We start from the raw sequence: 25,655 nt of genomic DNA, 5'->3' as shown, positions 1-25,655 counted from the left end.
TACATGCTAAGTAATACGAACTGGGGACAAGAAGTGCTCTAATTGTCGTTATGAGGAAAATTGGGGCGGCAGTAGGGGGACAGGTAGGCCCAGAAAGCCGATGAAAACCGCACATACCACCGTGATCAGCAGCACAATGCCTATGGCGGCGAAGCGCCATGAAACATGCCCGATCATCGCCAATGCCACGACCATGAAGCCAACAGTGGCGATCAGGTACCCCAATATCGAAATGCTATAAAGGTAGGCCGCGGCCAGCAGGAAGGTCAGCATGGCCTTCCATGGCTTGCGGCGCCTAGCCTGACCGTTTACGGTTGCCTCCTCCGAAAGGGCATTATGAGTAGAGGTTGCTGCTCCATCAGCCGACATCTGGCGACGCCGCCGGATATTAAATACCTCCTGACCCACCATCGCAGCTCCTAATAAGGCCACAACAACCGAATAGATAAGGGGCATGTTCGCCGCCTTAGCGGGATAGCCCATCGCAGTGATATAAAAGGTCGCTGCAATGCCAATGGCGAAAAAACCCAAGACCAGACGACTTATGTTCATTTCATACCCCTTTGTCGATTCGCCATTTCCCTCTGCCGGTGCAGCGACTTACTGGGTGACCTCATCTTTGACATCAGCCCAGATCTCTTCGAATTGGCCTTCCATGTCCTGCATCATCTGGCCGTAGTCGTCACCGGTCTGAATGTCGAGATTCAAGGCACGTTCCTGAGCCGTCTGCTGGAATTCCTCGTTATCTTTTAGAGCTTCAAAGGCAGCAATAAGCTCATCGCGTGCTTCATCTGGAATGCCTGCTGGTGCGCTGTAACCGCGTGAAGAGCCGGCCACGACATCAATATCTTTCTCAATCATGGTGGGCACATCAGGCAGGATATCCAGACGCTCTTTGGTGAAGACGGCGAGGGGGCGCAGGCTGCCCGACTGGATGTGGCCATAGACATTACCAAGGTTATTGAAACTGGCGTCGACCTTGCTTCCCAGGGCTGCTGTCGCAGAGGGGCCATCGCCCTGAAAAGGGACTTTTTGGAAGGACAGACCCGTTGCCTTCTCAATCATGATGGTTGAAAAGAAGTCATCACCGCCTACGCCTGAATTTGCCACCGTAATCTGACCGGGGCGTTCCTCGGCAGCAGCGAGAAAATCTTCCACTGTTTGATAGGGGCTGTCTTCCGGCACCACGATAACGCCTGGGTCGGTTACCACGTTGGCGATGGGCGTTAGCTCGTCGATTGAGTAATTAATAGCGTCATTCATGATGTAGTTCGTCATCAGCATCGGGGTATTGGTGATGCTGATGACGCTGCCATCACTTGCCGACTGTTGGGTTAGCCGCGTCCATGCAATCGCGCCTGTGGCGCCGGGAATGTATTCATTAATAAATTCCACGCCCAGGGATTCTCGCAAAAATGGTTGGGTCAACTGGGCCAAGGTATCGCTACCTCCACCTGCCTTAAATCCTTGAAGCACCTTAATCTCATCGGCTGCTGAATACTCCGCCTGAGCGGCGCCTGAAAGCATCAGGGCGGATAGTAGGGACGCTGTGTAAATGCTACGGATTTGCATTGTTATTTCCTCAAGTGCTGTTTGTCGTTGTGATGCACATGGTTGCGCAAGGCGTGCTTGCACTATCCAACGTAGTTGCATATCAATTATATTGTCAATAATATTATTAATAATCTTGCCAGCTAGATTTATACCGCCTAGCCTAATGATCAAGAACCGTCTTTACGGACCCCTCCGAGAAACCGCGAACAAAATAGAGGAAACCGCAATGAGCCAGAACTTTAAAAACAATAGCAACGGCCATGAGCGTCATGAATCGACATCTGAAGGCCCTACCTTGGGCATGTCCAATCGACTAACCAACTATGGTGATGCAGACTTTTCGCTCTTTCTGCGCAAGGCCTTCATCAAGGGCATGGGTTATACGGATGATGCACTCTCGCGTCCGGTCATTGGGATTGCCAATACCTACAGTGGCTACAATGCCTGTCATGGCAATGTGCCTGGATTGGTCGAGAGCGTTAAGCGTGGCGTCATGCTCGCTGGCGGCTTACCAGTAGACTTTCCCACCATTACCCTTCATGAATCTTTCGCTAACCCCACCAGCATGTACCTGCGTAACCTTATGGCATTGGATACGGAGGAGATGATTCGTGCCCAGCCGATGGATGCCGTGGTACTGATCGGCGGTTGCGATAAGACCGTACCCGCGCAGTTGATGGCTGCTGCTAGCGCCGGCGTTCCGACAGTCCAAGTCGTTACCGGGCCCATGCTTGCAGGCTCACACCGTGGTACGCGCGTCGGAGCCTGCACCGACTGTCGCCGTTACTGGGCCTCCTACCGTGGTAATGACATCGACGAGGCGGAAATAAACGAAGTCAACGACAAGCTGGTTCCTACCGTGGGCACTTGCTCGGTAATGGGCACCGCGAGCACCATGGCCTGTCTGGCCGAGACACTGGGCATAATGCTACCTAACAGCGCTACCGCCCCGGCTGTTTACGCTGATCGGCAACGCATTGCCGAGCAGTCAGGCGCCCAAGCCGTCGCGCTTGCCCACGCAGGCGTTACGCCAGATCAAATTCTCACCCCTGAAGCTTTCGAGAATGCCCTGCGTGTACTGCTCTCCTTAGGCGGCTCCACTAATGCCTTGATTCATCTGACCGCTATCGCAGGGCGCTTGGGCATCGACATTGATCTTGAGGCATTTGACCGAATGAGCCAGGAAACCCCTGTACTGATGGATCTCAAGCCATCAGGAGAAGGGTACATGGAAGATTTGCATCGAGCAGGCGGCCTGCCCACCTTGCTACGTGAGTTGAAACCGTTGTTACACTTGAACGCCATGACCATCAATGGTCATACCTTGGGAGAAAACATCGATGCCGCCGTCCATCTCATCGACCAGAAAGTCGTGCGGCCAATGAACAGCCCGGTCTACGCTCAGGGTGGCATAGCCGTATTGCGTGGCAACTTGGCACCGTCCGGCGCCATTATTAAGCAATCCGCCGCCTCGTCAGAACTTATGACACATCGCGGTCGTGCAGTGGTATTCACGGGGTTGGAGGATTTGGCGAACCGTATTGATGACCCAGGCCTAGATGTGCAAGCTGACGACGTGCTAGTACTACAGAATATCGGGCCCAAGGGAGCGCCGGGTATGCCCGAAGCGGGCTACATCCCGATTCCCAAGAAACTCGCCGCTCAAGGCGTCAAAGATATGGTGCGCATTTCTGACGGACGCATGAGTGGCACTGCGGCAGGCACTATCGTGCTCCACGTCTCCCCAGAATCCGCTGAGGGCGGCCCCCTTGGGTTGGTACGCGATGGCGATTTCATATCGCTGGATGTTGCTAACAATCAGTTGAACCTAGATGTGGAGGACAAAGAGCTTGATGCTCGACGCCAAGCCTTCAAGGGTGAGGAGGGCGGGGCACCCCTATTGGGCTATCGACGCCTATTTATGGAGCAAATCCTTCAAGCCGAACAGGGGTGCGATTTCCGTGCTTGCCGACCTGAACCTACGTGCCGGATACCGAGACAGCATGAAGCCTGAAAGCGATTTTGATACACTTACTTTCCTTGTGTACTGCAATGAATGCTGAGAAAGCGATCTTGAACCGAACCGCCCAGCCGCTCACCGCAAGTGGCGCCGTGACTAAATCCGCTACATCTGCAAATGGTGTCGATGACATCGTGAGCGCTGTAGAAGAGGATATTGTGCTCGGCCGATTGCACCCGCGTGAGCGGCTGGTCGAAGAGGCCATGATGGAGCGCTTCGACTGCAAACGACACGTTGTTCGCCAGGCTCTCTTCCAACTTGATACCATTGGATTGACTGAGCGCATCAAAAACAGAGGCGCTTTCGTCAGGAGTTATCCGCCGGAAGAGGTTGAGGATATCTACGCTATGCGCGAGATTCTCGAACTAGCGGCAGTCAGTAGGCTGCCATTGCCGGCTCCGCAGGAATGGCTTACAGAGCTTGAGGAGGTTCATCAGTGTCACAGCGAAGCTGTGGACGCTCACAACCTTAGGCAGGTGTTTCATATGAACATCGCTTTTCACCGCACCTTATTCAGAGCCTGCGGGAATGAATACTTGTACGCTACCATTAATGAATTCGCTCAGAAGGCTCATGGCATCCGCTTCATCGCGATTACGGATCGCGATGCTCTAGCTCAAGCCAGAAATGAACACCAGTTGATGATTGACGCCATTCGCGACGAAGACCGCGAACGCCTGTCTGAGCTGTGTCGCCAGCATCTACTACCTTCCAAGAACCGCTACTTAGAACTTTATTCTGGAACTCAAGATTAAGTGGCTCAGCTTGTAGAAACCTGTGTGTCTTAGCTACGTTTAAAAAGTCGTCAAACATCATAAAGCCCAGCCGGTCGCCCGGCTGGGCTTTATCTTATTGATCAAAATGCGCGTCAAACCTCGTACTTTTAGTGCGTAGGAAGGATAGCGCGAGGCGCGAAGCGCCTCTTTGTTGACATGCTATATTTAACACGCTAGATTTTATCCATGACGACCGTACACCGCGCCTATCGCTACCGCTTCTATCCAACGCCTGAGCAGGCCGACCAGCTTGCTCGGACGTTTGGCTGTGTCCGGTACGTCTACAACCACTTTCTCCGCCAGCGTACCGATACCTGGTTCGAGCGCCAGGAGCGCATGAATTACAATGCCACGGCAAAAGCGCTTACCACGCTCAAGAAGCAGTCGGACACCGCGTTTCTGGCAGAGGTGTCTAACGTTTGCTTGCAACAATCGCTCCGGCATCTGGATCGAGCGTTTAGCAACTTTTTCAAAGGTCAGGCGCGGTATCCCACCTTCAAGAAAAAGCAGCGCAAGCAGTCGGCTACCTATATGGCCAACGGCTTTCGCTGGCGCGACGGCCAGCTATGGCTCGCTAAGCATAAAGACCCGTTGGACATTCACTGGAGCCGTCATTTTTCCGGTCAGCCGACCAGTATTACGGTGAGCTGCGATACTGCTGGTCGCTACCACGTTAGCTTTTTGGTGGAAGAAGCGATCACGCCGCTCCCCGTTACACCAAAAATGGTGGGCATCGACCTGGGGCTGACGCACCGCGTCATTACCAGCCACGGCGACAAAATTCCCAACCCACGCTTTTTGCGTCGCACCGAAGGCAAGTTGGCGCGGGCGCAGCGGCAGTTAAGCCGTAAGCAAAAAGGCTCCAACAACCGCGCTAAGGCACGGCATCGGGTATCCAAAATACATGCCAAGTTGGCCGATCAGCGCCGTGACGCCACCCATAAACTCTCCACGCAGCTTATTCACGAGAACCAAGTTATCGCTGCTGAGAGTTTGCAAATCAAAAACCTGCTGAAAAATCGCTCACTCTCAAAGGCCATCAGCGACGTAGGCTGGCAGCAGCTCACCCAGCAACTGGCCTACAAAGCCGAACGCTACGGGCGCGATTTCGTCCAGATCGACAAGTGGTATCCCAGCTCGAAGCGCTGTTTTCACTGTGGGCACATTGCCGAGAAAATGCCGCTCACTGTCCGCACCTGGGATTGCCCTGGCTGCGGCACCCAAGATATTGACCGCGACATAAACGCTGCCCGCAACATTTTGCAGGCGGGCAAGGCGATTCTGGCGGGCGCCGACAAGCTGCGCCAGCATGAAAAAACTACCGTAGGGCTTACGGGAGGTTAAGCCTGTGGAGCTTGTGTAAGACCGGCGGTGCCATCACCAACGGCAACGGGCTATGAAGCAGGAACCCGGAAGGTGACAACCGGGAATCACCGCCCTTCAGGGCGGTGAGGAGGTCAACAAGCACTATGAAACGGCTGCGCTATTTCGCAAAATTGTAGAATTATAGTCGGCTGAGCGTTAAGCGAAGGCAAGCTCATTGGGTGAGAGTGCCGAACGTTCAAGGTTAGCTTCCTGCCGAGAGCGAGACTTGCAGGACGTCGGGTAACCATTGCTGCTAAGCGCTAACGCGAGCAACTAGGTCGTGTGATTGAGCACCGATAGTATTTGCCGCCGGGAGGCTAGCTGCCCCGAAAAGCAATACTGATCCGCTTAACGGGCTTTGCTGGTAGCTATGACCTGTGTCTGAGAGCAGGGCAACGCCGTTTTTAAGTTTTCCCGTTATCCCTATGAGGCCTTTGTGTCTGAGCGTCTTCTTAACAACAATGCCTTAGCGCTATTTATCGCCCTTCATCAGAATGATTGGCAAAGCTTCTTCGACGACCGTACGTTGCAGCGCGGTAAACACTATGCGGCCCAGCATCGCGTGCTGGGCGAGTTTAACCTTCAACAGGAAGAAGAGCGGCTGATATTGAAAGGTGAGGTGTCGGGTAACCAACAACGGCCTTACCGCACCAAGGTCGAGACAGGTATCCATGGCCTCGAAGATGAAGTGTTTACCGACTGTAGCTGCCCGGTCGGCATAAACTGCAAGCATGGGGTAGCGTTGATACAGACGTTTCTGAACCAGATGGGTAATGGGCCTGCGGTGGTCGCAGAAAGCACTCCTCACTCCCCCAGTATCTCTTCTAATAGCAACAAGGAAGCACAACTCAAGCAGCGCTGGGAAAGGTGGATAGAGCAATTAGAGCACCTGGCGGAACCTGTATCAGATGATCGTCGAGTGGGGACTGAATATCGTCTTGGACTGTTCCTGGATAGCCGCAAACGGGTTGGCAGCGATCCTATTTTAACGGTGTTTCCTGTGTGGCTTCGTCCCTCCAAGCAGCGGGCACAGGGTAACGGTTGGGTCTCGCCACGTGCGATCGAAGTGAGTCCCTCTGGAGACCTGTTTCCGGTACCTGAGACGGGTTGGCTCCCGGAGCAGGAGGAAGCGATCGACCAGCTGATGCATGGCGAGACCGATCTTTTTTGGACAAATCATCAGCGTAAGTCGGCGTTGGTGTCACACCCTTTTCAAGCTCGGGCGCTGTCGGCATTGCTGGAGAGTGAGACGCCACCCCTGCTGTTTCATGGTAAGCAGACCGGTACAAGGCTTGAACTCGGACCTGCCTGTCGGCTGGTTCCTCGCTGGGAGGCAGATAACGAGGGAGTGCAACGACTGCAACCTACCACAGAGCCTGAAGGTGTTCTCTCCACCGATGCGGTGTTCCTCAGGGCGGGTCGCGGACTCTGCTATCTCGATACTGACCGAGGACTGTTTGGTTACCTGGAGGGCTCTCCTGATCTGCTGGCCAAACTGCGCCAGTCACCGTCGCTCCCTCCCGAAGACAGTGAATGGCTAAGCGAGCGATTTCGTCAGTCGCCATCGCTTGTTGATCAATTACCAATCCCCAAGCGGGTGAAAGAGCAAATTCTTAAGGACGTGACACCGAGACTCAAGGTCATCATGGAGGTTGCTGAGGGCCAGCTTGGGTATCGCCACGGGGCGCCACTGCCTCGTTGGATCCAGGTCGGTGCTGCCGTGGTCAGCTTCGATTATGACGGCATAGAAGTGCCGCCCGAAGAAGGGCAGACCGCTAAAGGATACCGAGATGGTGAGCGATTGACGGTACAGCGCGATCCTGAGGCTGAGCTGGCCCTAATGCGTACTCTGCCGTCGGGTATGGTGACCTTGGAGCAACTGACCGAGCTTCACCCGGTACCTAGTCACCTGGATTTGCCGACCTGGGCGTTGTTGCTGCCCATTGAGGGGGCGCTGCCTTCAAGTGCCGCCGAATGGTCGACCCATCTGGCCGATCCCGACGGGTGGTGGGAGATGATTAATAGGCTGCGCCAAGCGGGCTGCCTAGTCGAACTCAGCGACGACTTCCCTGAGGAGCCGATCTATCTCGAACCAGAGGCGTGGTACGGTGAACTGGAGCCTGCGGGTAATGGCTGGTTTGATTTGGCACTGGATATCGATGTGGAAGGAGAGCGGCTTAACCTTCTGCCGATCCTGCGACAGTTACTCAAGCGGTCGGATTTTCCGCTCGAACCTACTCAAGAGGAGGCAGACGATGCGAGCTGGACGCTTGAATTAGATGAGCGTCGCCGCCTGACGTTACCCTTGTCTCGGTTGCGCGCATTGATGGCGCCGATCCTTGATTGGTTAGGTGATGAGCGTGACCCTTCATCAACGGTGAAGTTGCCGCTGACGGCGGCCGAGCAAGTGGCGCCGTTGGCAGAACGCGAACGTTGGGCAGGTCGCGAGGATGTCACTGCGCTAGCTCAGCGATTAAATGCATTACCTTCTACCTTGCCGACACCACAGGGCTTCGTGGGCGAGCTGCGCGACTATCAGTCTCGTGGTTTGGCTTGGATGCGCTTTCTTTCTGAGCTCGGTACGGGTGGCATCTTGGCCGATGACATGGGGCTCGGCAAGACAGTCCAAGTGTTGGCTCATGTGCTCGATGAGCGCGAGCGTGGCGCTCTTACGGGGCCTACTTTGGTGGTTGTTCCCACTAGTTTGGTAGGTAACTGGTGCACCGAGGCAGCAAGCTTCGCGCCGGACCTTAAGGTGGTGGCCTTACAGGGCGGCAAAGCGCAGCGTGAGCGCCAGTTTGAAACGTCGCTAGTCGACGCCGATCTAGTCGTTACGACGTATGCGCTGTTGATCCGTGACCTGGAAAGGCTGCGGGAGCATGACTTTGATCTGCTGGTGCTCGATGAGGCCCAAGCGATTAAGAACGCTGCCAGCCAGACGGCCCGGGCGGTTCGTGAGCTTAATGCCAAGCGGGCGTTGGCGATGACGGGCACGCCACTTGAAAATCATTTAGGGGAGCTGTGGGCCCAGTTGGATGCTGTGGCCCCGGGGGTGCTGGGTGGTCAGCAATGGTTCGGCCAACACTTCCGCACACCTATTGAGAAAGAGAACGATAGCACGGTGCGCGAGCAGCTATCGCGACGGATTAGCCCATTGATGCTGCGACGGACGAAGCACCAAGTGCTTGCCGAGTTGCCGGATAAAACCGAAAGTCAGCGCGAAATAACATTGGCAGGCGCCCAGCGCGAGCTTTACGAAAGCTTGCGTCTGGCTCAGCACCAACGTGTGCAGCAAGCCGTTGCCGAACGTGGACTCGGCGGCTCAGGCATCGTGATGTTGGATGCGCTACTCAAGCTACGTCAGGTATGCTGCGACCCGCGACTGGTCAAGCTCGATAGCGCTAAGAAGGTTACGCGTTCGGCTAAGTTAGAACACCTGCGAGACCTGTTGCCGACCTTAATCGAAGAGAAGCGGCGCATCTTAGTATTTTCACAGTTCACCGAGATGCTTGACCTCATTGGTCAAGCCCTGGAGAGGGATGGCATTCTCTACACGACGCTGACGGGGGACACGCCCGGAAAAGTGCGTACACAGCGAGTGGCGCAATTTCAGGAGGGAGAGATTCCGGTGTTTTTAATCAGTCTGAAGGCCGGTGGTACGGGACTTAACCTTACGGCAGCGGACACCGTGATTCATTATGACCCGTGGTGGAATCCTGCGGTTGAGGCCCAGGCGACAGGCCGTGCTCACCGAATGGGGCAACAAAATCCGGTGTTTGTATACAAGTTGATTTGCGCTGGCACGGTGGAGGAGCGCATTCATGACTTGCAGTCACGGAAGGCCCATTTAGCCGCGTCAATACTGGAGGGAAGTGCCGAACGGCAGGACGATGGCCCACTGTTTGACGAAGAGGATTTGGCGTTGCTGTTCGCGCCGGTAGCGTAGCTACCCTATTGGGTGGGTTAGTAAGCGATTGCTTCGTGTCGGGAGCTCAGATTTTTGTTTGTTCGGTGCACTTAACATTTCAGTATCAGAGACTTTAATTAAAACAGCCGCGCAACCTACGCATTGGTATGAGGCTTGATACGTTAGTTGAGCGGCTGCCACCCTTGTAGCGTCGTCTTTTTATGCGCACGTTTCACAATGAAAAAAAACCCGGCGTTATCAGTCAGCGCGGAAAACCTCTTACTTTTAGTGCGTATAGGGACTACTCCCCGGTTGCAAGCGACGATGATGAACAACATAAGCCGATGCGTGCGTATAGTCGGTCTTAATAGGGACGCTATCCCCTGACCCTGATGAACGTCGCGCGCCTTCTCACCTCAACGAGGCGTAGGCTTTTTCAGCCATCGCACTAATCAGGTTGCGAGAAGGTCGGTCTGACCTGTTTTTCATCGATCGTTGCTCGGCAACAAGGTGGCCGCCTGTCGGCGCTTAGGCGCTGATGGTGCTACCGCTTAGCTCACCATCAGCGCGGAACCGTCGTTAAACTCTCTACAATAGGACTGTCCGCTGTGCAGAACCGCCCAGGCGGTTCGTACTGTCTTGTTCGCTAACGCGACCGCCGCTTTGTTCTTACCAACGCGTGCGACCAGCGCGCGTAGCCAACGGCTTTTGGCATCCTGCTTGTCACCCACGCTGTTGATGGCCGAGTGTGCGCCGCGTATCAGGGCGGCTTTCAGCGAGACTTGGCCCGTTCGGCCAATGCCCTTGATCTTCGCGATGCCACCACTGCTGTGTTGTGTCGGCGTTAACCCCAGATAGGCTGACGCTTGGCGACCTTTCTTGAACGCGTCGCCGTTACCGAGGGCGCTATAGAGCTGCGTGGCGACCACCGATCCCACTCCCTCAATCGCCAACAGTTGGCGACAAGGCATCACCGCACGGCTCATCTGCTCCACGCGCTTATCCAGTGACTGAATACGCTCATTGAGTCGATCCAGCTCCGCCATTTGCTCGGCTATCAAGTCACGCATCAGCATCGAGAGTTCGTTATGGTGAGTAGGCCGACAGGTAGATCAGATACACACGCTGCGACATCCATTCCGCCTTCTTGCGTCTGAATGCCTTGGAGCGATGCATGCTGGCATTATCGAGCACTACGACGGCGAAGGTGTCTGGATCCTTCTGGGCCACAAACTGGTTAAACGCTTCGATAACCGTTTCCGTGGTCACTGCCTCGGTTGTCGTGTGGGAGACCGGCTTTCCGGCTCGGCTTAGGAACCCCAGCACATTCAGCCGTTGGCTGTGGGAGTAGGCAGTTATCTCCCAGGGCTTGCCGATAGGACTCCACGCATACGGCACCGACGACGCTTGTGAGAAACCTGACTCATCAAAGTAATAGAGCTCTTGTTCGCCTTGATCTTCTCGCTCATGAAGCGCCTTCATCAGGGCCTGCGTGTTGCGAAAGTCCGTTTCGTTACGCTGGGCCTTGAGTGAGTGCCGAATGCGCTTGAAACTATGGCCATTTTTTTCAATGCCCGGCGCAATATCACCGTGGCGACCGACTTGCCGGTCTCTTCTTGAAAGCGAGCCTGCAAGGCACGAATCTGATGGGGATGCTCAGCCACCAATGCTTGCAGTCGCATGTGATCGTGTTCATCAAGGGAGGGGGTCACCCACTACGCGGCTTGTCGATGAGCCCGTCAAGGCCAGATTCTTCCCATTGCTGGAACCATCGTGACACGGCATCGCGGCGAACCTGCAATATCTCACTGGTTTGGTTAATCGTGTGGCGTTGGTGACTCAATAGAATGGCATGCGCCCGACGACGGAGAGCCCGCTTCTCACCCTGGCGATAGGCGGAGACCAGCGTCTGCTGTTCAGATTCTGTGAGAGGCGCAACAAAGCGTTTTTCCATGGTTCAGTCCGTGTCATCAGTCCTGACATGGATATTGCCCGAAAATTTTAGGTTAGGCACTTAGTAGGCAAAAGCGGGGTTGGTATTAGGTGCGAATCTCATGTTCGATGGCGGTTGCCACAAACTGGTTTAGACTCTGTCCCCTAGCAGTAGCAGCATCTACTGCATGCTCGTGAATTTCAGCAGGTAGGCGAACCTGGAACTTGCCCGAATAGGACTTGGATGGCTGAATACCGAGGCGCTCGCACTCTTCAAGAAAAATGCGGAGGGATACCCGGCCTTCCTTGCGAAGATCGGAGACACTGTCGGCGTAGAAATCGGCGCCGCCGTTAAGTCCGATGAACTCGCCGCGAAACATTTCAACCTCTGGATCGTACTGAATCACGGCGCGATAGCCGTCGATAGCCATGATGTTGTTCATGGGGCTTCTCCATTCTCTTCTAACCACTTACGGATACTGGCAACGGCACCCTTGTCTGTATCTGGCGATGGGTGCGGACGGTGAAATACGCGCACTTCGCCGAACAGCACAACCGCGATGCGCGAGCCTTCGCGCTCATTAACCTCAGCACCAAGCGCCACGAACAGAGATTCTATGTCGCTCCATGCGATGGTGCCTGAAACAGGACGACTAAAGATGGCGGCCAGTGTTTTCGCGTGCTTGCGTTTCAACGTCATTTAGTACTGCTTTTTGGTACTATGAGTTTATTGGAAGAATCTTAGGCGTCACTCAGCATTGCGTCAAGTTCTACGTACTGGGTTGAGCTGCAAAGATGGCGTAGAATTTGCTGCCATCTGGATTGAATAAAAAGAGTAGAACGCTGAAGCGGGTCAACTACCCCCGCCTGAAGGCGGGGGTAGTTGACGGTGTGTTTAAGAGATACGCTAGTTGAGCGGCTTCCCCCTGGTGGCGTCGTCTTTTTATGTGCACATTTTCATAATGAAAAGAAATCCCCTGCGTTATTTTCGAACTCGTCGGCGATGCGAATGTAGCGTTCAAAAGTATTCTGATCACGGTGACCGCTTACTCGTTTGATTTGGATATCGCTCTTGCCGCGAAGATGCGCTTCGGTAATGAATCCTGCTCGAAAGCTATGCGGTGTATATCCCTGAGGAGCCAGCCCCGCGCGTTCAAGCATTTTCCCCATCCTCACGTAAAGGGTTTGAGTGGTCATCCGCCCAGCCCCCAGTCGCCCTTTAGAGCTAATGCCGCGAAAAATAGCGCCTCTCGTAATATTCGAGCTCGCCAGCCAGCGCTCCAGCATGGTCACTGGGCAATAGGGGCTATCTGTCGGTGCGCGCATCAAACTCTTGGTTTCGATTCTGCCCGAGCGATTGGCCTTACTATGGTGCAAGGTAATCACGATACCTTCGGGACGCCATTCGATATCCTGGCAGGTAAGCACCACGACTTCGCTGCGTCGGAATGCGCCATAGAAACTGAGCAGAAACATGGCGCTATCTCGCAGGCCATGGAGTGTCTCGCGATCCATGACATCTAGCATCACATGTAGCTCTTTAAGGCGTAGCGCCGGTGCTGATGCTTGACGCATGTCACGGCTCTTCTTAATACCGCGGAGCACACTGCGCACGGCCATGGTTTTCACCGGCGAGGGCAAATTGTGATAGCGATGCCACATATGCAGCGAATTAGCATACCGCTCTATCGTCGCTGGGGCTTTCCCCAGGGCATTTTGTGCTGATAAGTAATTGGCAATATCTGTCTCTGTGGCCGGTAGCTGCCCAGCCGCTTGTTGATACACTTTCAGATCAGCACGCATGGCCCGGACAGTATTAGGCGAAACGCTTTCGGAAAGTAGCCGCCGAGCGTCTCGCGACAGACCGGCGCTATCGACGTGAAGCTCATTCTGGGTATACCCGTTTGCGTTTGGAGTGAGAGGGTTAGATTGGCGATGGGTTGTCATAACAAGGCTCCGCTCAATCCGCCAGACGTAGCGCGACTAGGCGTTCAAAGAACGCCTGCGAAAACGCGACATCTGCCTCGGTGTTGGATACCTGCCCGTGGTGAGGTTCTTGAAAGCTAAACGCTATACCTGCATCGTTTTTCGCCTTTTCACTTTTGGTGGCGGCTAGAGAGGGGGGCGTCTCTGTTGGGTTCGCCATGCTTTTTTCTAGATCAGGTACTGGCTGAACTTGAGTCGCATCATCGGCTGGGCGGACCGTGTTGCCAGCGGAGGTCACGTTGGCTAGGTCATCGGGCAGGTCGTCATTTAACCGCCGAGCAAAACGACGTAAAAAGGTTTCATTAAGTGCGTAGAAGTAGCACGTCCCATCCTCTGCGCCCTGTCGACGAATAATGCGCCCAAGCACTTGGCGAAAGAACTGCTCTGTTCGGACATGGCTGAGGTAGCAGCAAATCCTTAAACGCGGCAGGTTGACCCCTTCGGTCACCATGCCAACGGAGACAATCCAAGACGTGTCGGCGTCACGAAATGCTTCTAATTTGGCGTGAGCAGTCGGATCGTTGCTCGTGACGAGGGAAACGGTTTGTTGCGCATCTTCTAGCCGTTGGGCGATTTCTTCGGCGTGCGAAATGCTGGCCGCGACGACCAGTCCTCCCGCCGTTGGCGTTTGTTGGCGAAGTGTTTTCAAGCATGCGATGCCGAGTGTTAATAGATGTTCAATGGGCGCCTCGTCGCGTATGACATTGGCATAATGTACGGAGGGGTGACGGAGAAGTTGTGGAATGCTGGAATATTGGCGTGCTTCTTTTCGCCCTGTGCGCGGATGAAACCGTGTTAACCCGATGGATCGATTATCGACCAGTGCGATATGCGGAAAGCGGCAAATGCCATCCCGAATCGCTTCTTTCAGCGTATAAACGTAATCGGGTGTCAGGCGCTGTTGAGATGACGGGGCTTGTGCGTTGTCATCGACTTGGGAAGCGCTGTGGGTGGCTTCAATGTAGCGCAACATCGGTAGGCAGCTGCCATCGGTGCGCCAGGGCGTTCCCGACAATGCGAGGGTGTAGCGCACATGTCGTTCCAATGCTAGCAGCGCAAGGCCCCACTGGTTGGCTTCGTTGATCTGCCCGCCGGGGGCAGACGCATGATGGCTTTCATCCCAAATAAGGAAGACACGAAAACCCTGACAGAGGCGCTTTAATGCGGCTAACCGGTTTGAGAGGGCATGGTAGGTTAGGGCGACACCAATAGCGCCAAGCTGACCATCCATAGAACTATTAAGCACCGCTCCTAGAGTATCGCTGGCATCTTTAACCACGGCCCGCGTCGGGCCGAGGTACACAACGTAGTCGATGTCACCGCGCATTATCAACGCGTTAGCGAGCACCGCTGCTAGCAGCATCTTCCCAGCGCCGGGAGTGGCTTGGCAGAGAAAATGGGGTGTTTGTGGGGTGAGGTTGGCCAGAGCGTACTGTAAACAGTCAGATTGCCATTGACGTAGTGGCGGCAGCGAAGTGCTGGCATCATCAACCACATGAGAAGAAGAGGGCGACTTCATGCGCAATCCTCCTTGACGGTCAGATGGTGCCGTAAGGTGAGATTGGCATCCCATTCGCCTTTAAGTCGGTCGCTCTGCTCAATGGCCACCTGGAGTAAAGGTGTAATCCGAGCTTTTTCGTGTGGGTATTGGTCGAGTACCTTTTTGTAATACTCCGCTTCGCTAATAGCGACGTGCATGCGGGTACTTAGTTGATGACGGTCTTTTTCCAGGAACGTCAGCAGGTCATCGCTGTCTGGCTGTGGCATGGAGGGAACTGTATTAGGTGCTACTGCCTCTGCCTGTTCTAAGTTCTCATCCGCAGTATAATCAAGTGTCATGCGGAAAATCGTGCGGTTTTTGCCCTCGACATCCACGCGTTTGGCAAGCCCCTGACTTTCCAGTGTGTGCACTCGATCGCGAACGTAATAGCGCAGCTGTGTTTTGTCGCAGTCCATCAATTCCGGTAACGCCAGTAACATGTCGCGCGCCTTAGGAATGGTAAACGCTGTATTGTTCTGAGCAAAAAACAGCAGCTGGCTATCCAGGGCTTCACCGATCATGCGGCCCAGTGGATTGTAATGACGTGGTTTACGTGGCGGTAGCAAGGTAGATGTCGGCTGGCTCATGGGCGCATCCCCTTTGTGTCACAACGGTGTTCTTGCTTGAGGGTACACGTCAGTGCGTTGGCCTTCTGGATGTGAAGTGCGTCAACACAAGAGTAGATATGTTCGATGCTAGGGGAGGTGGGGGCAGCTTGAGTTATTGCCTTGTGGGCGGCGATGCACGCACAAAAGTTACTTAAATAGGAAAGAGTAGGTCGTGCCATGGTTGAGCTCCTTTGTGTTGGAGCCGTCCCCGCTGTCGCCAAACAGGATGGGGGCGGCCGTACGCAGGTTGGCGAACCGGACACAAAGGAAACCGGCAGACCCGAAGGTCTCCCACGCACGACCGCCATAAACATGGCAGGCATAAATAAAGCGCCGGCCATGGTAGGGGCGCTTGCGCATCTTTGTGTGCTCGAGTCGCCAAAACCCGGTCGAGCCATTTGACTCAACACTTATAAGCTATCAGGGCATTACAGGCATGTAAAGTACAAAAGACACTATCAATAATAAGCCTATTGAATTGCTTGGCCATCTGTCTTGGATGTAAATTGTTTAAAAGCCACTCAGGAGCCGCATAAAAGCAGTAACGACTTTGGACAATTTTGGTGGTGATAAAGAGTTCTGGAAGAGTAATTTGGCTAGTAAATAGGTCGGGTACCGCTCTGCGCCAAGGCGTTAAAGCAACAGTGAAATCGACTTTCCCTATATTATTATTGCCAATCATGCGGCATTTTAAGTTATGTCTCCTTGGCAGTAATACTCTCTCGATACTTATTGCAGCCGTCCCTGCCAGATATGAGAACTGTTTACTGTCACTCTCTTCCCGCCCCCCAAATACACTCTGTCTAAGGTTCCAACACTAAATGGGCTGGCCATTTGTTTGTTGGTACACGCGACAGGACGTATTGGGGAGCGAGCTATCTATCGGTTTAGTTTGGGCGACAGTATATCGCTGTGAATCAGTCCCAATGTGTGCGCGTAGTGCTGCAACAACGTGCCGGGGTCACGGTGGCCGATCCATTTGGCCAACCGATACAATAAGGAGCCTCTAGCGATGGCGTCGTTGCCTTCGGCCCCGCAGAGATGGCGCAATAGCGCCTCCAACCCTTCAGGCTTAAACATCCAGTGGGGAAAATGCGCCAGTGTTTCCGCAAATCCCGGCGTCTGAGCGGCATGCAGTCGCAGCAGTGTCCACGAGACGGCGGCGTGACGCAGCCCATGGAAGTCAACGCCGGGTCCAACGGTTTCACGCATCCAGCCAATCACCGGTGTGATCAGTGAGGCGCGGGTGAATGCGTTGGAGTCGCCCGTCGGACCAAATAGTGCGACATCACTGCGTCGTTGTTGTCGAGTAACAAGGGCACTGCGATGCATAACCCACGCGTTGAGTGCATCAACGACCGACGGTGGAGCCCATACATGAAAGGCCACCCGGCGTCGTGCCGCTGGTGTCTTTCCCCCTAGGATTTCGATCCAGCACGTGGGGGCATCTTGAAGACGATCTATCACCACGTCGTTGAGCGTGAGCGAGAGAATTTCCGATGCTCTCAGCCCGCCATAAAACCCCATGGCAATGACCAAGGCCAGCAGTTGACGTTGCTCCCCCGCCTTGGCCCCCTGCGTCAGCCCATGCCAAAGGTTATGAAAATGTGCCGGAGTCATGATTTTCGTACGTAATGTGCTGACGGCGTGTGTTTGCGAAGTTGGGGGAAGGTTGACGTCCTCCAACATGCCATTCTCCTGACAGAACCGCAAAAATTGACGAAATGTCTGCTGAAAAGCGTTCTGGGTGGCAGGCTTCCATGACATCTCGCTGAGTGTTTCGGCCTGCAGTTCCGATACTAACTCATCATCCCAGTCCGCGAGATAAAGAGTGCCTTCGTTTAGCAGTAACGGTAATGGTGTGAGACGTGAAAGATATGTCCGTACGCTGGAGAGCTTGTGCTGTTTTGTCCGCAGCAAGTGATAAGCCCAGTGAAGTAGCCATTGGCCATAGCTGCCCGCCACCGGCAGCATGTCCACGAGTTGGTTTTCATAGTCAGTGAGCAGCTGTCGCATCGAGTGCTCGTGTTTCTGCGCATGCACCGTTTTAGACGGAGTGAGCCGTTGGGCGGCGGCGAGAAATTGCTGGAGGAGGCGTTTGATTTTCCGTGGCCAATCGACCGGCAGTAGCGAGGTGTCCAGCGAGCGCACCCCGGGCGGCTGTGTGTCATGCCCTAGTGTCGGTAATGCCGAAGTACCCTCGTCGACTGGTAGCGAGGTGTCGCGCTCAATGCGTAAAGAGCGGTAGGCGAAAGGGCCAGCAAGCAGTGGCATGGGGGAGTCGGTCGGCAGAGGATATTGCTTGAGTAGCGTGGCATACACCGCGGGTGTCCCTTGCAGCACCGGCACGTAGCGGCTCGCTTGGCACAGAGATGGCCATGTGCCAAGCTTCTTCCATTCGCTTGCCCGGGAGTGATGGCTCATTGTCTTTAAGCACACGCGGGTAGCCCGCTGTAAACGCTGGGTGAGTGCGCGTGTTCTGACGCTTAGATCACTTGCGACTACTCTATTATCATTTGCAAACAGCCACCCATCGGCTGGGCCGGGCCAGCGTGTCAATATCGCCCTTAGCGGCCGCCAAAGGGCGCTAGGCAGCTTTAAGCGATAATGAGCCGACGATGCTGCAAGGTCGGCGCCGGGGAAGGCCGGGATTAGAAGCCATTCATTCTCTACGTGCAGCCGAGTTAACTGTGCAAGCGTGCCCAGCAATACGGCATTTCCCATGCCTAGCCGTGTCATCAGTCGGGTCGCGAATAACAGCAACCAACCATCCAAAGTGTCGAATTCACGCGCCCAAGCCTCCAAGTGACGGTCCAGCGCGATGACCTGCTCCGCGCGTTCCAAAATCACCCCTTTTTGTGGCATCACCGTTTCGCGGTGGTATAGCGTTTTCGTCGGCGGTAGCAGCGCGGTGAGGTGAGGAAATTCATTGAGTGATTGCAACACGCGAGTGACACGCGTTTGCGCGTCTCTTTGAGTGAGCGGCCGTTCCGTCTCCCGTCGCCAGTCAAAAAAAGCCCGTATGATCCGGCGTGTGTCATCGCGGTTCAGCGTCAAGGAAGGCGCGTTTGTTTCCGGCTGGGAAGGTGCGTGTTCAAAAGCGGCGTTCACAATCCACTGCGTGTCCACCGCCCGCCGTTGATGCAGCAGCGGATGTTTGGTGGCGCGCCATTCTCCCAAAATAAATGAGGACATATCCGCCTTCAGTAGAGCGGTCATTACAGCGTCTCCCAAGCTAAGGCGGTGTAACCGCAAGCGCTTAACCACTCACGCAGTGCACGACGCAAACCATTTTGCGAACCAATGCACGCAGAGGCACGAGGAGAGGTGATACTGACACCGCTATGCGCATGACCCAGCAGTGCGTCGATATCAGCATCGGTACATCGATGCCTCAGCCAAGTAGCGAGGGAATGTCGAGTCACATTATCTGGCCAGTGAGACACGATGGCTGGCAGCGATGGCAGACTGGCTAATAAGGGCGGCAGATCCCGATGCTGGATATTGCGAATCAGCAGGGTGGTTTTACCTCGCCCGGGGCTGAACCAAGCAGGAGTGTCCCGTCGAGTGCTTCGCTGATCCTCGACCATACCGCCGAGACGTTGCCATTCGGCAATAGCATGCGTGGTCCAGCGCTGATGTCGCTTGAGCGCATCGCTAATAGTAGAAACGATCGGAATGACGCGGCTCTCATTACCCTGGCTTGACGCTTTGTCACGGATCCACATCCGCGTGCCGCTCAGTCGATTTTGCGTGGCTGGTCCGACGGGGCGCGTGCCGGTGGCCAGCAACCAACTGAGGTAGGTGTGAGTGGCGAGTCGCTGTGCCAGCGCGACCAACTCGTCACGGCCTTGTAACCCTCGGCAGTGTGGGTGTTGTCGTGCTGCGTGGGTATCGCCAACCGCACGCCGCAATGCCTCGAGCACCGGTTTGAATGCGCTCGGTGACACAGCATATGGGGAGCCTGAGGTCTTGCTAATACCAGCGATTAGCGGCGAAAGGCTTGACGTATCACGGTCGAGCGGCACCCCCAGCGCTATCAAGACCTGGTCGAATGTTTGTTGAATCTCTAGACGCTCCACTCGCCGGTAAGCGGCGGGAGCTGATAGTCCAAGCCCGAGCGTGCCGCTGAGCCACTGCGCTGAGACATCATCCCGTGACCGCGGGCGGCGCCATGCCCAGCTGCTTGCGGCCAGTCGATTCGGCGTGATGTTCACGCCCGGCCGGTCACGGCTGTAACGCTTGAGGTAACTCGTCAGGTGTTTGAAGATCGTGACGAAGACCTTATCAACAGGGGGATCTCCATCGAATGTTGTGGTCAGACTGTCCCCCATGTGGCGGGGAAGGCTTAGTACTACCCATCGGTTAGCCGTGGCGGGGTTATCCGAGGGACCGTCCGTGAGACGGTACGCAAGGGTCGCACTCACGGGCTCCCAGCGCGGGGCATCGTCATCTGGCAGTGTCGAACCCGGCTGCATGAAGCTCGCTTCTGCTAAGCGTAGTGTCGCCAGTCTGGATACAGGCAAGCCTGTCGCGATTAGTAGCAACACAGTAGTGCGGTGGATAGCACGCATGTCGCTCTGGAGCACGTTCAAGACCCGCTCTGGCGGCAGCCGGTGTAGATCACTCTCGTGAGCAATCGCGCTGGTTGCTGATGCACGAACGATTCGACGAACCAGCAGCTGGTCGTCGCTGGGAGTAAACGTTGAGAATTGTTGGCGTTGAAATACAACGGACGTTTCATCGTCGTCGGTAGCGTCGCGGGCATTATTGATTGCACGCATGCCACACTGCTGAGCTTCTGCTGGGGAGGTGTCATCACTGACGTGATCGGCTAGGGTTACCTTCTTATAGGAAGCTGTTGGAGCTGCTTTTTTCAGCTGAGATAGAACCTGGTCATGCCAAATGTCTTTGGGTTGGAAACGAGAGCCAGGCTCTCGATTTGTGACGTTTCGTATTCGCACACCAGGATCTCGATGACCTTCGCTGATGTCGAGAAAGAATTGATAATAGTCTGAATTTTGTGCGATGCGGGAGGCGAGTTCGCTACTGCCGGCCAGGCTAATCAAAAAGCCGAGGCGCTGGGTGATGCCAGTCGCCTCCGTGCTTTGGGATTCGCATATTATCTCAAGAATGCTCCTGCACTTGATAAGATGATTGTAATACAGCGTCGCCTTGGCATCGGCTGACACCCTTGAAAACCAGGCGCTGATTTGTTGTCGGCATAGCGTTCTCAGAGACGATTCCCCTCCAAGATGATCTGGGTGGGTAGCGGCATAAAAAAGCGGGTAGGCTTGCTTTGAAGGTCGAGACGACGCTGTCTCCAGGCCAACTTTTTTTACAAACGCTTGCACAATTGGCGACGTATTGTCTTCGCTATGATCCCTGTCGTATGCCGTGACTGCTTTTAATAAGCTCGTACGGCAAGGAGGAGGCAGCGTATAGCGAATCACACGCCGTACACATTGGCGTTGCTGCGGCGTAACTGCAGGCTGTTCAAGCCAGGGCTGCCAGCTGTTTTTTATCTCGCTGGGTAATAAAAAAATGTCGCTCATGATTATCGACCGCCACTGGCTTTTTTGATATTCGTGAGCCCGTTAAGAGTACGCTGTGTTAGCGCCCCGTTTTCATCGTGTGAGGTCGGCTGGCCGGGCTGCTGGTCTGTTGGCAACGGGACCGATGTCTTTTCTTGCGCGCTATCTTCTTCGTTAGGGGTTGGTAAGTGGACGTCGTCATATGCGCTAGTACTGTCGCTTTTTCGGAGTGTTTGAAGGGCGGTGTGTATTGAGCGCTCTTTAACAAAACCCATTAGTAAACATTTGTAGTGCCGTACGCTTAGCACCTCGTCGTCGCAAAGATAGTGTTCGATTAATGCTTTGAGATGCGGATCTGTTTCGACCAGACGTATGAATTGCATCCAAGTTTTCTCGCCATTGTGAGGATCTATGGAGATAAACAACATGCGTTGATAATGGTCTAAGAGCTCCCTAAAAAGGTGGTTCTTCGTCACTTCACGTGGATTTGGCCTGATCGAATAGGCGGCCCACCGGGCTCCCAATCAGGTAGATCATGGCGATAAAGTTGGCCTCGTTCCGGTAGCCACGTGCCCGTGACCGAGCCGCTTGGAACAGACCATTCATTCCTTCCAGTCTTGCGTTCGTCAGTCCCGAGAGCCAGCGTCTGACCACCGCGTCGGCGTGCCGCTCAAGCGTCGCCAGGGCTTTCCCCATCGGCTCCAGCAGTGACTTTTCAGACACCGCCGCCTGCATGACCTTGAGGTAGTTCGTGATGCGCCACCGAGCCGCTCTGGGCGTTGGAGCCTTCTGGATCCAGCGTAGCTTCTCCTTGATCACCCAGGCATCGGCCGTGGCGCTCTGATCGGCTACCAACTCCTGGAGCGCCGAAAGCTGTTTGGGTGTCAGGTTCTTGTTATCCAGGTTCTTCAGCAGGGCCCAGCGCAGCGACTTGGGGTGCCCCTGCTCCCGGCGCTCTTTCTTGCGTACCTCGTCCAGCCGCTTGGTGAAGGTCTGTACGATATGGAACCAGTCGACCGTTACCTCGGCCTTGGGAAGGTGCTCGGTCACGCCACTAAGGAAGGCTGGCGACATATCGCAGACGACCTCGACCACATTATTCGGGTCGCCGCCATGGGCCGCCAGGAAGGCGCTGAAAGCCTGGATGGCATCCTTGCCGCAGCCTGGGACGGCAAAGATAACCGGTTCCCGCTTGCGCTGCATGTCGAGGAACACCGTGACATAGCGATGACCGCGCCGGGAGGCGGTTTCGTCCACGCCGACCGTCACCACCTTGGACAGATCCAGTTCCCCCAACATGCGGCCAACGTAGTGGTGCACGATGCGCCATAGTCGTTTGTCGGAAATCTCCAACTGGCGGGAGACGGCCAGTACCGGCATCTCCTTGACCAGTGACATGGCCGCTTGCTCGAACAGCAGGGTAAAGTCGCTGCCCGGCCGGGCCCAGGGCACCTCTATGCGCTTGACGCCATGGTCAGGACACTTCGTGCGCGGCACGCGAGCATGCAGGTAACAGTGATGCTGAAAGAAGTTCAGATGCCGCCAGGTTTTGTCGGCAAAGTCATGAGCTTGGCAGGCCTTACCACATTCTGGGCAGGGATAGAGACTGCCTCGCTCCGCCTCGACATAGAGGTCCAGGCGGTGGGGCGACACGGCGGTATCCAGGTACTGGTTCTTGAGGATCCAGGGCGCTTCCAAGCCCAGGCCGAGTGTTAGAATCTGGGTGCCGTCCATGTCATACCTCCTGCCGCTGTGGAGGTCATATTCTGGCCCAGCTCAGGGGGCGAATTCCACACCCAACGTCGAAGAGCCAAAAAGGTATACAAGACCTGGTGGCAGTTGGTCAGTATTAATCTGAATCGTCTGTAATGAGCCGATTTTCTTATCAATATGCTGACTCATCTGAAGGGCTGCGTTTAGTGTTTTAGGATTGAGCAGCTCTGGCTGATGCAGGTCTGGCCCAGTCAAAACGATAGGTGGTGTTTGCAGCAAAACACCGCGCATCGTACCCACGATGGTGGGAGCGGGCTGATGCAACAATTCATACAGTGGGATGTCGATGTAGCTGACGGGTACGCTAAACAGCATGTTGCGAAAAAATTGGTAAAGAAATTGATTGAGCATGGTCTCACCTGAGTACTTGACGATTGATAATGAAAAAAAGTTGCCCGGCCGCTCAGGCGTATTGCTTGAATAAATTTGCGGCGTGAGATAAGCCTGAAACAGGCGTTTTCTTCATTGCGATCGATGTCGCATGTCATGCAATCAGTTCGAGCCATGGTGAAAAGACATCACTACTTGGCCACGTCTGGGATGGCGATCCTTGGAATCGCGCACACATAAATGCCCAATGCGGACTAAAGGCCGCATCGGATCGTTAGGTAAGGTTAGAAATTAAGGGCCATAAAATTGTTGGCGTAGGACTGCATCAGAAGAGTGCAGTCGCCAACTTATAGGCACATTTGTGTTGGGGGATTCCTGACACTCGATTTTCAGTTAATTATCGAGAGGGAACCATTTTGAAAAGTGAAGCTGATTTACCAATTTAACTGGCAGACAATTAGTATGTGTACTGACTGATGATGCTTCAGCAACAAACTATTGTTCATTGATAAATTCAGAATTCATATAGCGCTAATTCAAGCTTCGCGCTGTTGCTACACACAAAATTAACTATGAAATTAATTCTGTATATAACAATATTTTGTATTAAAGCATACATAATTTACTTGTATGCTTTTGCTTTTGTCAACAAAATTTTTGCTGGCTGCATTTTCAAATGCTTATCGCCATCTCAGCGCCATTATAGGGGCTACAGTTTGGCGAGCGCAGCCAAGCTTTGTTTTACCAGCGCTGAGGAAACTGATTGCGAGGCTGATTCACTGTAGCAGCGTAGTTCGGGGGCGTTGCCGGAGGGGCGAAGATGCACGATATCGCCATTATCCAGCGTGGCTCTCAGCCCATCGGTAGTGTTGATGGTAGAAATATCGGCCGGTAAGCCTAGCGCTTGCTTCATTAGTTCAGGTGAGGCTTGCCATTTGGTCAGTAACGCACGGCTTTTCTCAGTGGCGAAATCCTTGAGCCGGTCGCTTGCAGTATAGCGGGCAGGCAAGTCAGCGATGAGTTGAGAAAGGCTAACCCCATGTTGGGCGGCCATTATCATTAGCGTAAGCGCGGGCAGTAGCGCGTCGCGGGTGGGCAGTGCCGCGAGCTCACGGCCATCATTTTCCAGTTTGCTGTCGAGTAAAAAACCACCGTTGGCCTCGAATCCCGCCACTCGCGCAAAGCGCTGACTAAGTTTGGCCATACTGTCCAGCACATACGGCGAGCCTATACGTGTACGTTCCACTACTTGAAAGGCACCGCACGCTTCAATGGCCGTATTGCAGCTGACCGGCACTGCGAGGGCCTCGATGCCCAGGGCGCGAGCGCAAAGTAATCCGACAATATCTCCTCGCTGCCAAGTGCCCGTTTCATCGCCTAACAAGGGGCGGTCGCCATCGCCATCGGTTGAAAACAGCGCATGCAATTGGTGCTGAGCGGCCCAGGCTTTTCCTTGGGCCTGGTCTTCATCGCTAACAGCTTCGGTGTCGACAGGCACAAACGCCTCACTGCGGCCTAATACCACCACGTCAGCCCCTAGTTCGCTCAAAATATGCGCGTTCAAATCACGCCCGGCGGCAGAGTGCTGATATAAACCTACCCGCCAACCTTTTAATGGCTCGCCAGGAAACCAATGAGTGAACCGTTCCGAATAGGCCTGATTAGCAGCTTCAGAAACATCGCCGCGCGCGGGCGCCAGCAGGGCAGGCATGGCCGCCTCAGCGTTAAGAATAGCGGTTTCATCCGCCTTGGTGATCTCGCCATCCGGGCGGTAAAACTTGATACCGTTACGGTCAAACGGAATATGACTGCCGGTAATCATGATGCAGGGCACGCCATCCGCCATTGCCTTCAGCGCCAATGCAGGCGTTGGTAACACACCGTAGTCATCCACCTTGATTCCCAGCGCATGGGCAGCACTGGTACAGGCTGCCGCCATGGCCGGGCTGCTTGGGCGGCGGTCCATACCTAACGCAATACGCTCCACCGAAAACGACGCCTGCATGGCTGAAATAAAGGCTACGGTAAAGGCCGCGCATACCTCGTCTGAAAACTGCTCTACCAAGCCTCGTGCACCGCTGGTACCAAAGGCGATGCCGCTGTCATTAATAATTGCGGTAGTGGAACGTACTGAAGTCAACGTATTTCTCCTGGAAAAAATGCCTACAGCGAGTTTAACACCCCGGGCGGGAAGCGCTATGTGCCGCCTTGGCGGTGAGCAGGCTGAAAGCTTGAATCATCGCGGGCTAAAGCTATTTCCTACTGGGGCTAAACGTAGTGACAGGTGCCAAAAAAATAGCCCCCGCAAACGGAGGCCATGTTGTCTTTCA

At 54.6% G+C, this 25,655-nt stretch carries 17 protein-coding genes and 1 pseudogene; 4 read left to right on the top strand and 14 right to left on the bottom strand.

Translation table 11 applies throughout. The features are described 5' to 3' along the window. Positions 1-48: 48 nt before the first annotated feature. Positions 49-552, bottom strand: a complete 504-nt coding sequence (locus V8L70_RS12795; protein ID WP_336269531.1) for a tripartite tricarboxylate transporter TctB family protein — start codon at positions 550-552, stop codon at positions 49-51. 48 nt (positions 553-600) lie between these two features. Then, positions 601-1,572, bottom strand: a complete 972-nt coding sequence (locus V8L70_RS12790; RefSeq protein ID WP_336269530.1) for a tripartite tricarboxylate transporter substrate binding protein — start codon at positions 1,570-1,572, stop codon at positions 601-603. Between the two features lie 208 nt (positions 1,573-1,780). Here V8L70_RS12790 and V8L70_RS12785 point away from each other — a divergent pair, with 208 nt between their 5' ends. From V8L70_RS12785 to V8L70_RS12770, 4 genes are all read left to right on the top strand, one after another. Beyond that, complete coding sequence (locus tag V8L70_RS12785) at positions 1,781-3,568, top strand: IlvD/Edd family dehydratase (protein ID WP_336269529.1); 1,788 nt, start codon at positions 1,781-1,783, stop codon at positions 3,566-3,568. A 38-nt stretch (positions 3,569-3,606) separates the two neighbouring features. Then, positions 3,607-4,329, top strand: coding sequence for a GntR family transcriptional regulator (locus tag V8L70_RS12780; RefSeq protein ID WP_336269528.1), 723 nt, complete (start codon positions 3,607-3,609; stop codon positions 4,327-4,329). Positions 4,330-4,536: 207 nt separating this feature from the next. Next, positions 4,537-5,694: an RNA-guided endonuclease TnpB family protein gene (locus V8L70_RS12775; protein WP_336269527.1), complete on the top strand. Its 1,158-nt coding sequence runs from the start codon at positions 4,537-4,539 to the stop codon at positions 5,692-5,694. Between the two features lie 457 nt (positions 5,695-6,151). After that, positions 6,152-9,661: a DEAD/DEAH box helicase gene (locus tag V8L70_RS12770; protein ID WP_336269526.1), complete on the top strand. Its 3,510-nt coding sequence runs from the start codon at positions 6,152-6,154 to the stop codon at positions 9,659-9,661. A gap of 512 nt (positions 9,662-10,173) precedes the next feature. Here the strand turns inward: V8L70_RS12770 and V8L70_RS12765 are convergent. The 12 genes and pseudogenes from V8L70_RS12765 to V8L70_RS12710 form a co-directional block, all read right to left on the bottom strand. Beyond that, positions 10,174-10,698 carry a transposase gene (locus V8L70_RS12765; RefSeq protein WP_431313220.1) on the bottom strand — a complete coding sequence of 175 codons (525 nt, stop codon included), beginning with the start codon at positions 10,696-10,698 and terminating at the stop codon, positions 10,174-10,176. A 13-nt stretch (positions 10,699-10,711) separates the two neighbouring features. Next, a pseudogene (locus tag V8L70_RS12760) lies at positions 10,712-11,576 on the bottom strand (IS630 family transposase); the annotation flags it as partial. An 85-nt stretch (positions 11,577-11,661) separates the two neighbouring features. Next, complete coding sequence (locus V8L70_RS12755; RefSeq protein WP_336269525.1) at positions 11,662-11,997, bottom strand: type II toxin-antitoxin system HicB family antitoxin; 336 nt, start codon at positions 11,995-11,997, stop codon at positions 11,662-11,664. After that, complete coding sequence (locus tag V8L70_RS12750) at positions 11,994-12,254, bottom strand: type II toxin-antitoxin system HicA family toxin (RefSeq protein WP_253926974.1); 261 nt, start codon at positions 12,252-12,254, stop codon at positions 11,994-11,996. Before V8L70_RS12750 ends, V8L70_RS12755 begins: the two co-directional genes overlap by 4 nt. Positions 12,255-12,511: 257 nt before the next feature. After that, entirely contained in the window at positions 12,512-13,501 is a 990-nt protein-coding gene (locus tag V8L70_RS12745; RefSeq protein WP_336269524.1) for a site-specific integrase, read from the bottom strand. 13 nt (positions 13,502-13,514) lie between these two features. After that, complete coding sequence (locus tag V8L70_RS12740) at positions 13,515-15,059, bottom strand: DEAD/DEAH box helicase (RefSeq protein ID WP_336269523.1); 1,545 nt, start codon at positions 15,057-15,059, stop codon at positions 13,515-13,517. Next, a complete protein-coding gene (locus V8L70_RS12735; RefSeq protein ID WP_336269522.1) occupies positions 15,056-15,667 on the bottom strand; it encodes a hypothetical protein in 612 nt (203 codons plus the stop codon). The genes V8L70_RS12740 and V8L70_RS12735 overlap by 4 nt, the downstream gene beginning before the upstream one ends. A gap of 900 nt (positions 15,668-16,567) precedes the next feature. Continuing rightward, positions 16,568-18,907 carry a tyrosine-type recombinase/integrase gene (locus V8L70_RS12730; protein WP_336269521.1) on the bottom strand — a complete coding sequence of 780 codons (2,340 nt, stop codon included), beginning with the start codon at positions 18,905-18,907 and terminating at the stop codon, positions 16,568-16,570. Further along, a complete protein-coding gene (locus V8L70_RS12725) occupies positions 18,907-20,472 on the bottom strand; it encodes a hypothetical protein (RefSeq protein ID WP_336269520.1) in 1,566 nt (521 codons plus the stop codon). Before V8L70_RS12725 ends, V8L70_RS12730 begins: the two co-directional genes overlap by 1 nt. A gap of 1,227 nt (positions 20,473-21,699) precedes the next feature. Continuing rightward, the gene (locus V8L70_RS12720; protein ID WP_289143716.1) at positions 21,700-22,956 is read right to left on the bottom strand and encodes an ISL3 family transposase; all 1,257 of its coding nucleotides are present in this window, start codon (positions 22,954-22,956) and stop codon (positions 21,700-21,702) included. A 42-nt stretch (positions 22,957-22,998) separates the two neighbouring features. Beyond that, entirely contained in the window at positions 22,999-23,346 is a 348-nt protein-coding gene (locus V8L70_RS12715) for a hypothetical protein (RefSeq protein ID WP_336269519.1), read from the bottom strand. Positions 23,347-24,034: 688 nt separating this feature from the next. Beyond that, positions 24,035-25,465, bottom strand: coding sequence for a phosphomannomutase (locus V8L70_RS12710; RefSeq protein WP_336269518.1), 1,431 nt, complete (start codon positions 25,463-25,465; stop codon positions 24,035-24,037). Between the last annotated feature and the right edge of the window lie 190 nt (positions 25,466-25,655).

Source organism: Vreelandella arctica (assembly GCF_037070215.1).
GTDB lineage: Bacteria > Pseudomonadota > Gammaproteobacteria > Pseudomonadales > Halomonadaceae > Vreelandella > Vreelandella arctica.
The sequence above is the reverse complement of the archived record's forward strand: the minus strand, read 5'-3'. Positions and strand labels throughout refer to the sequence as shown.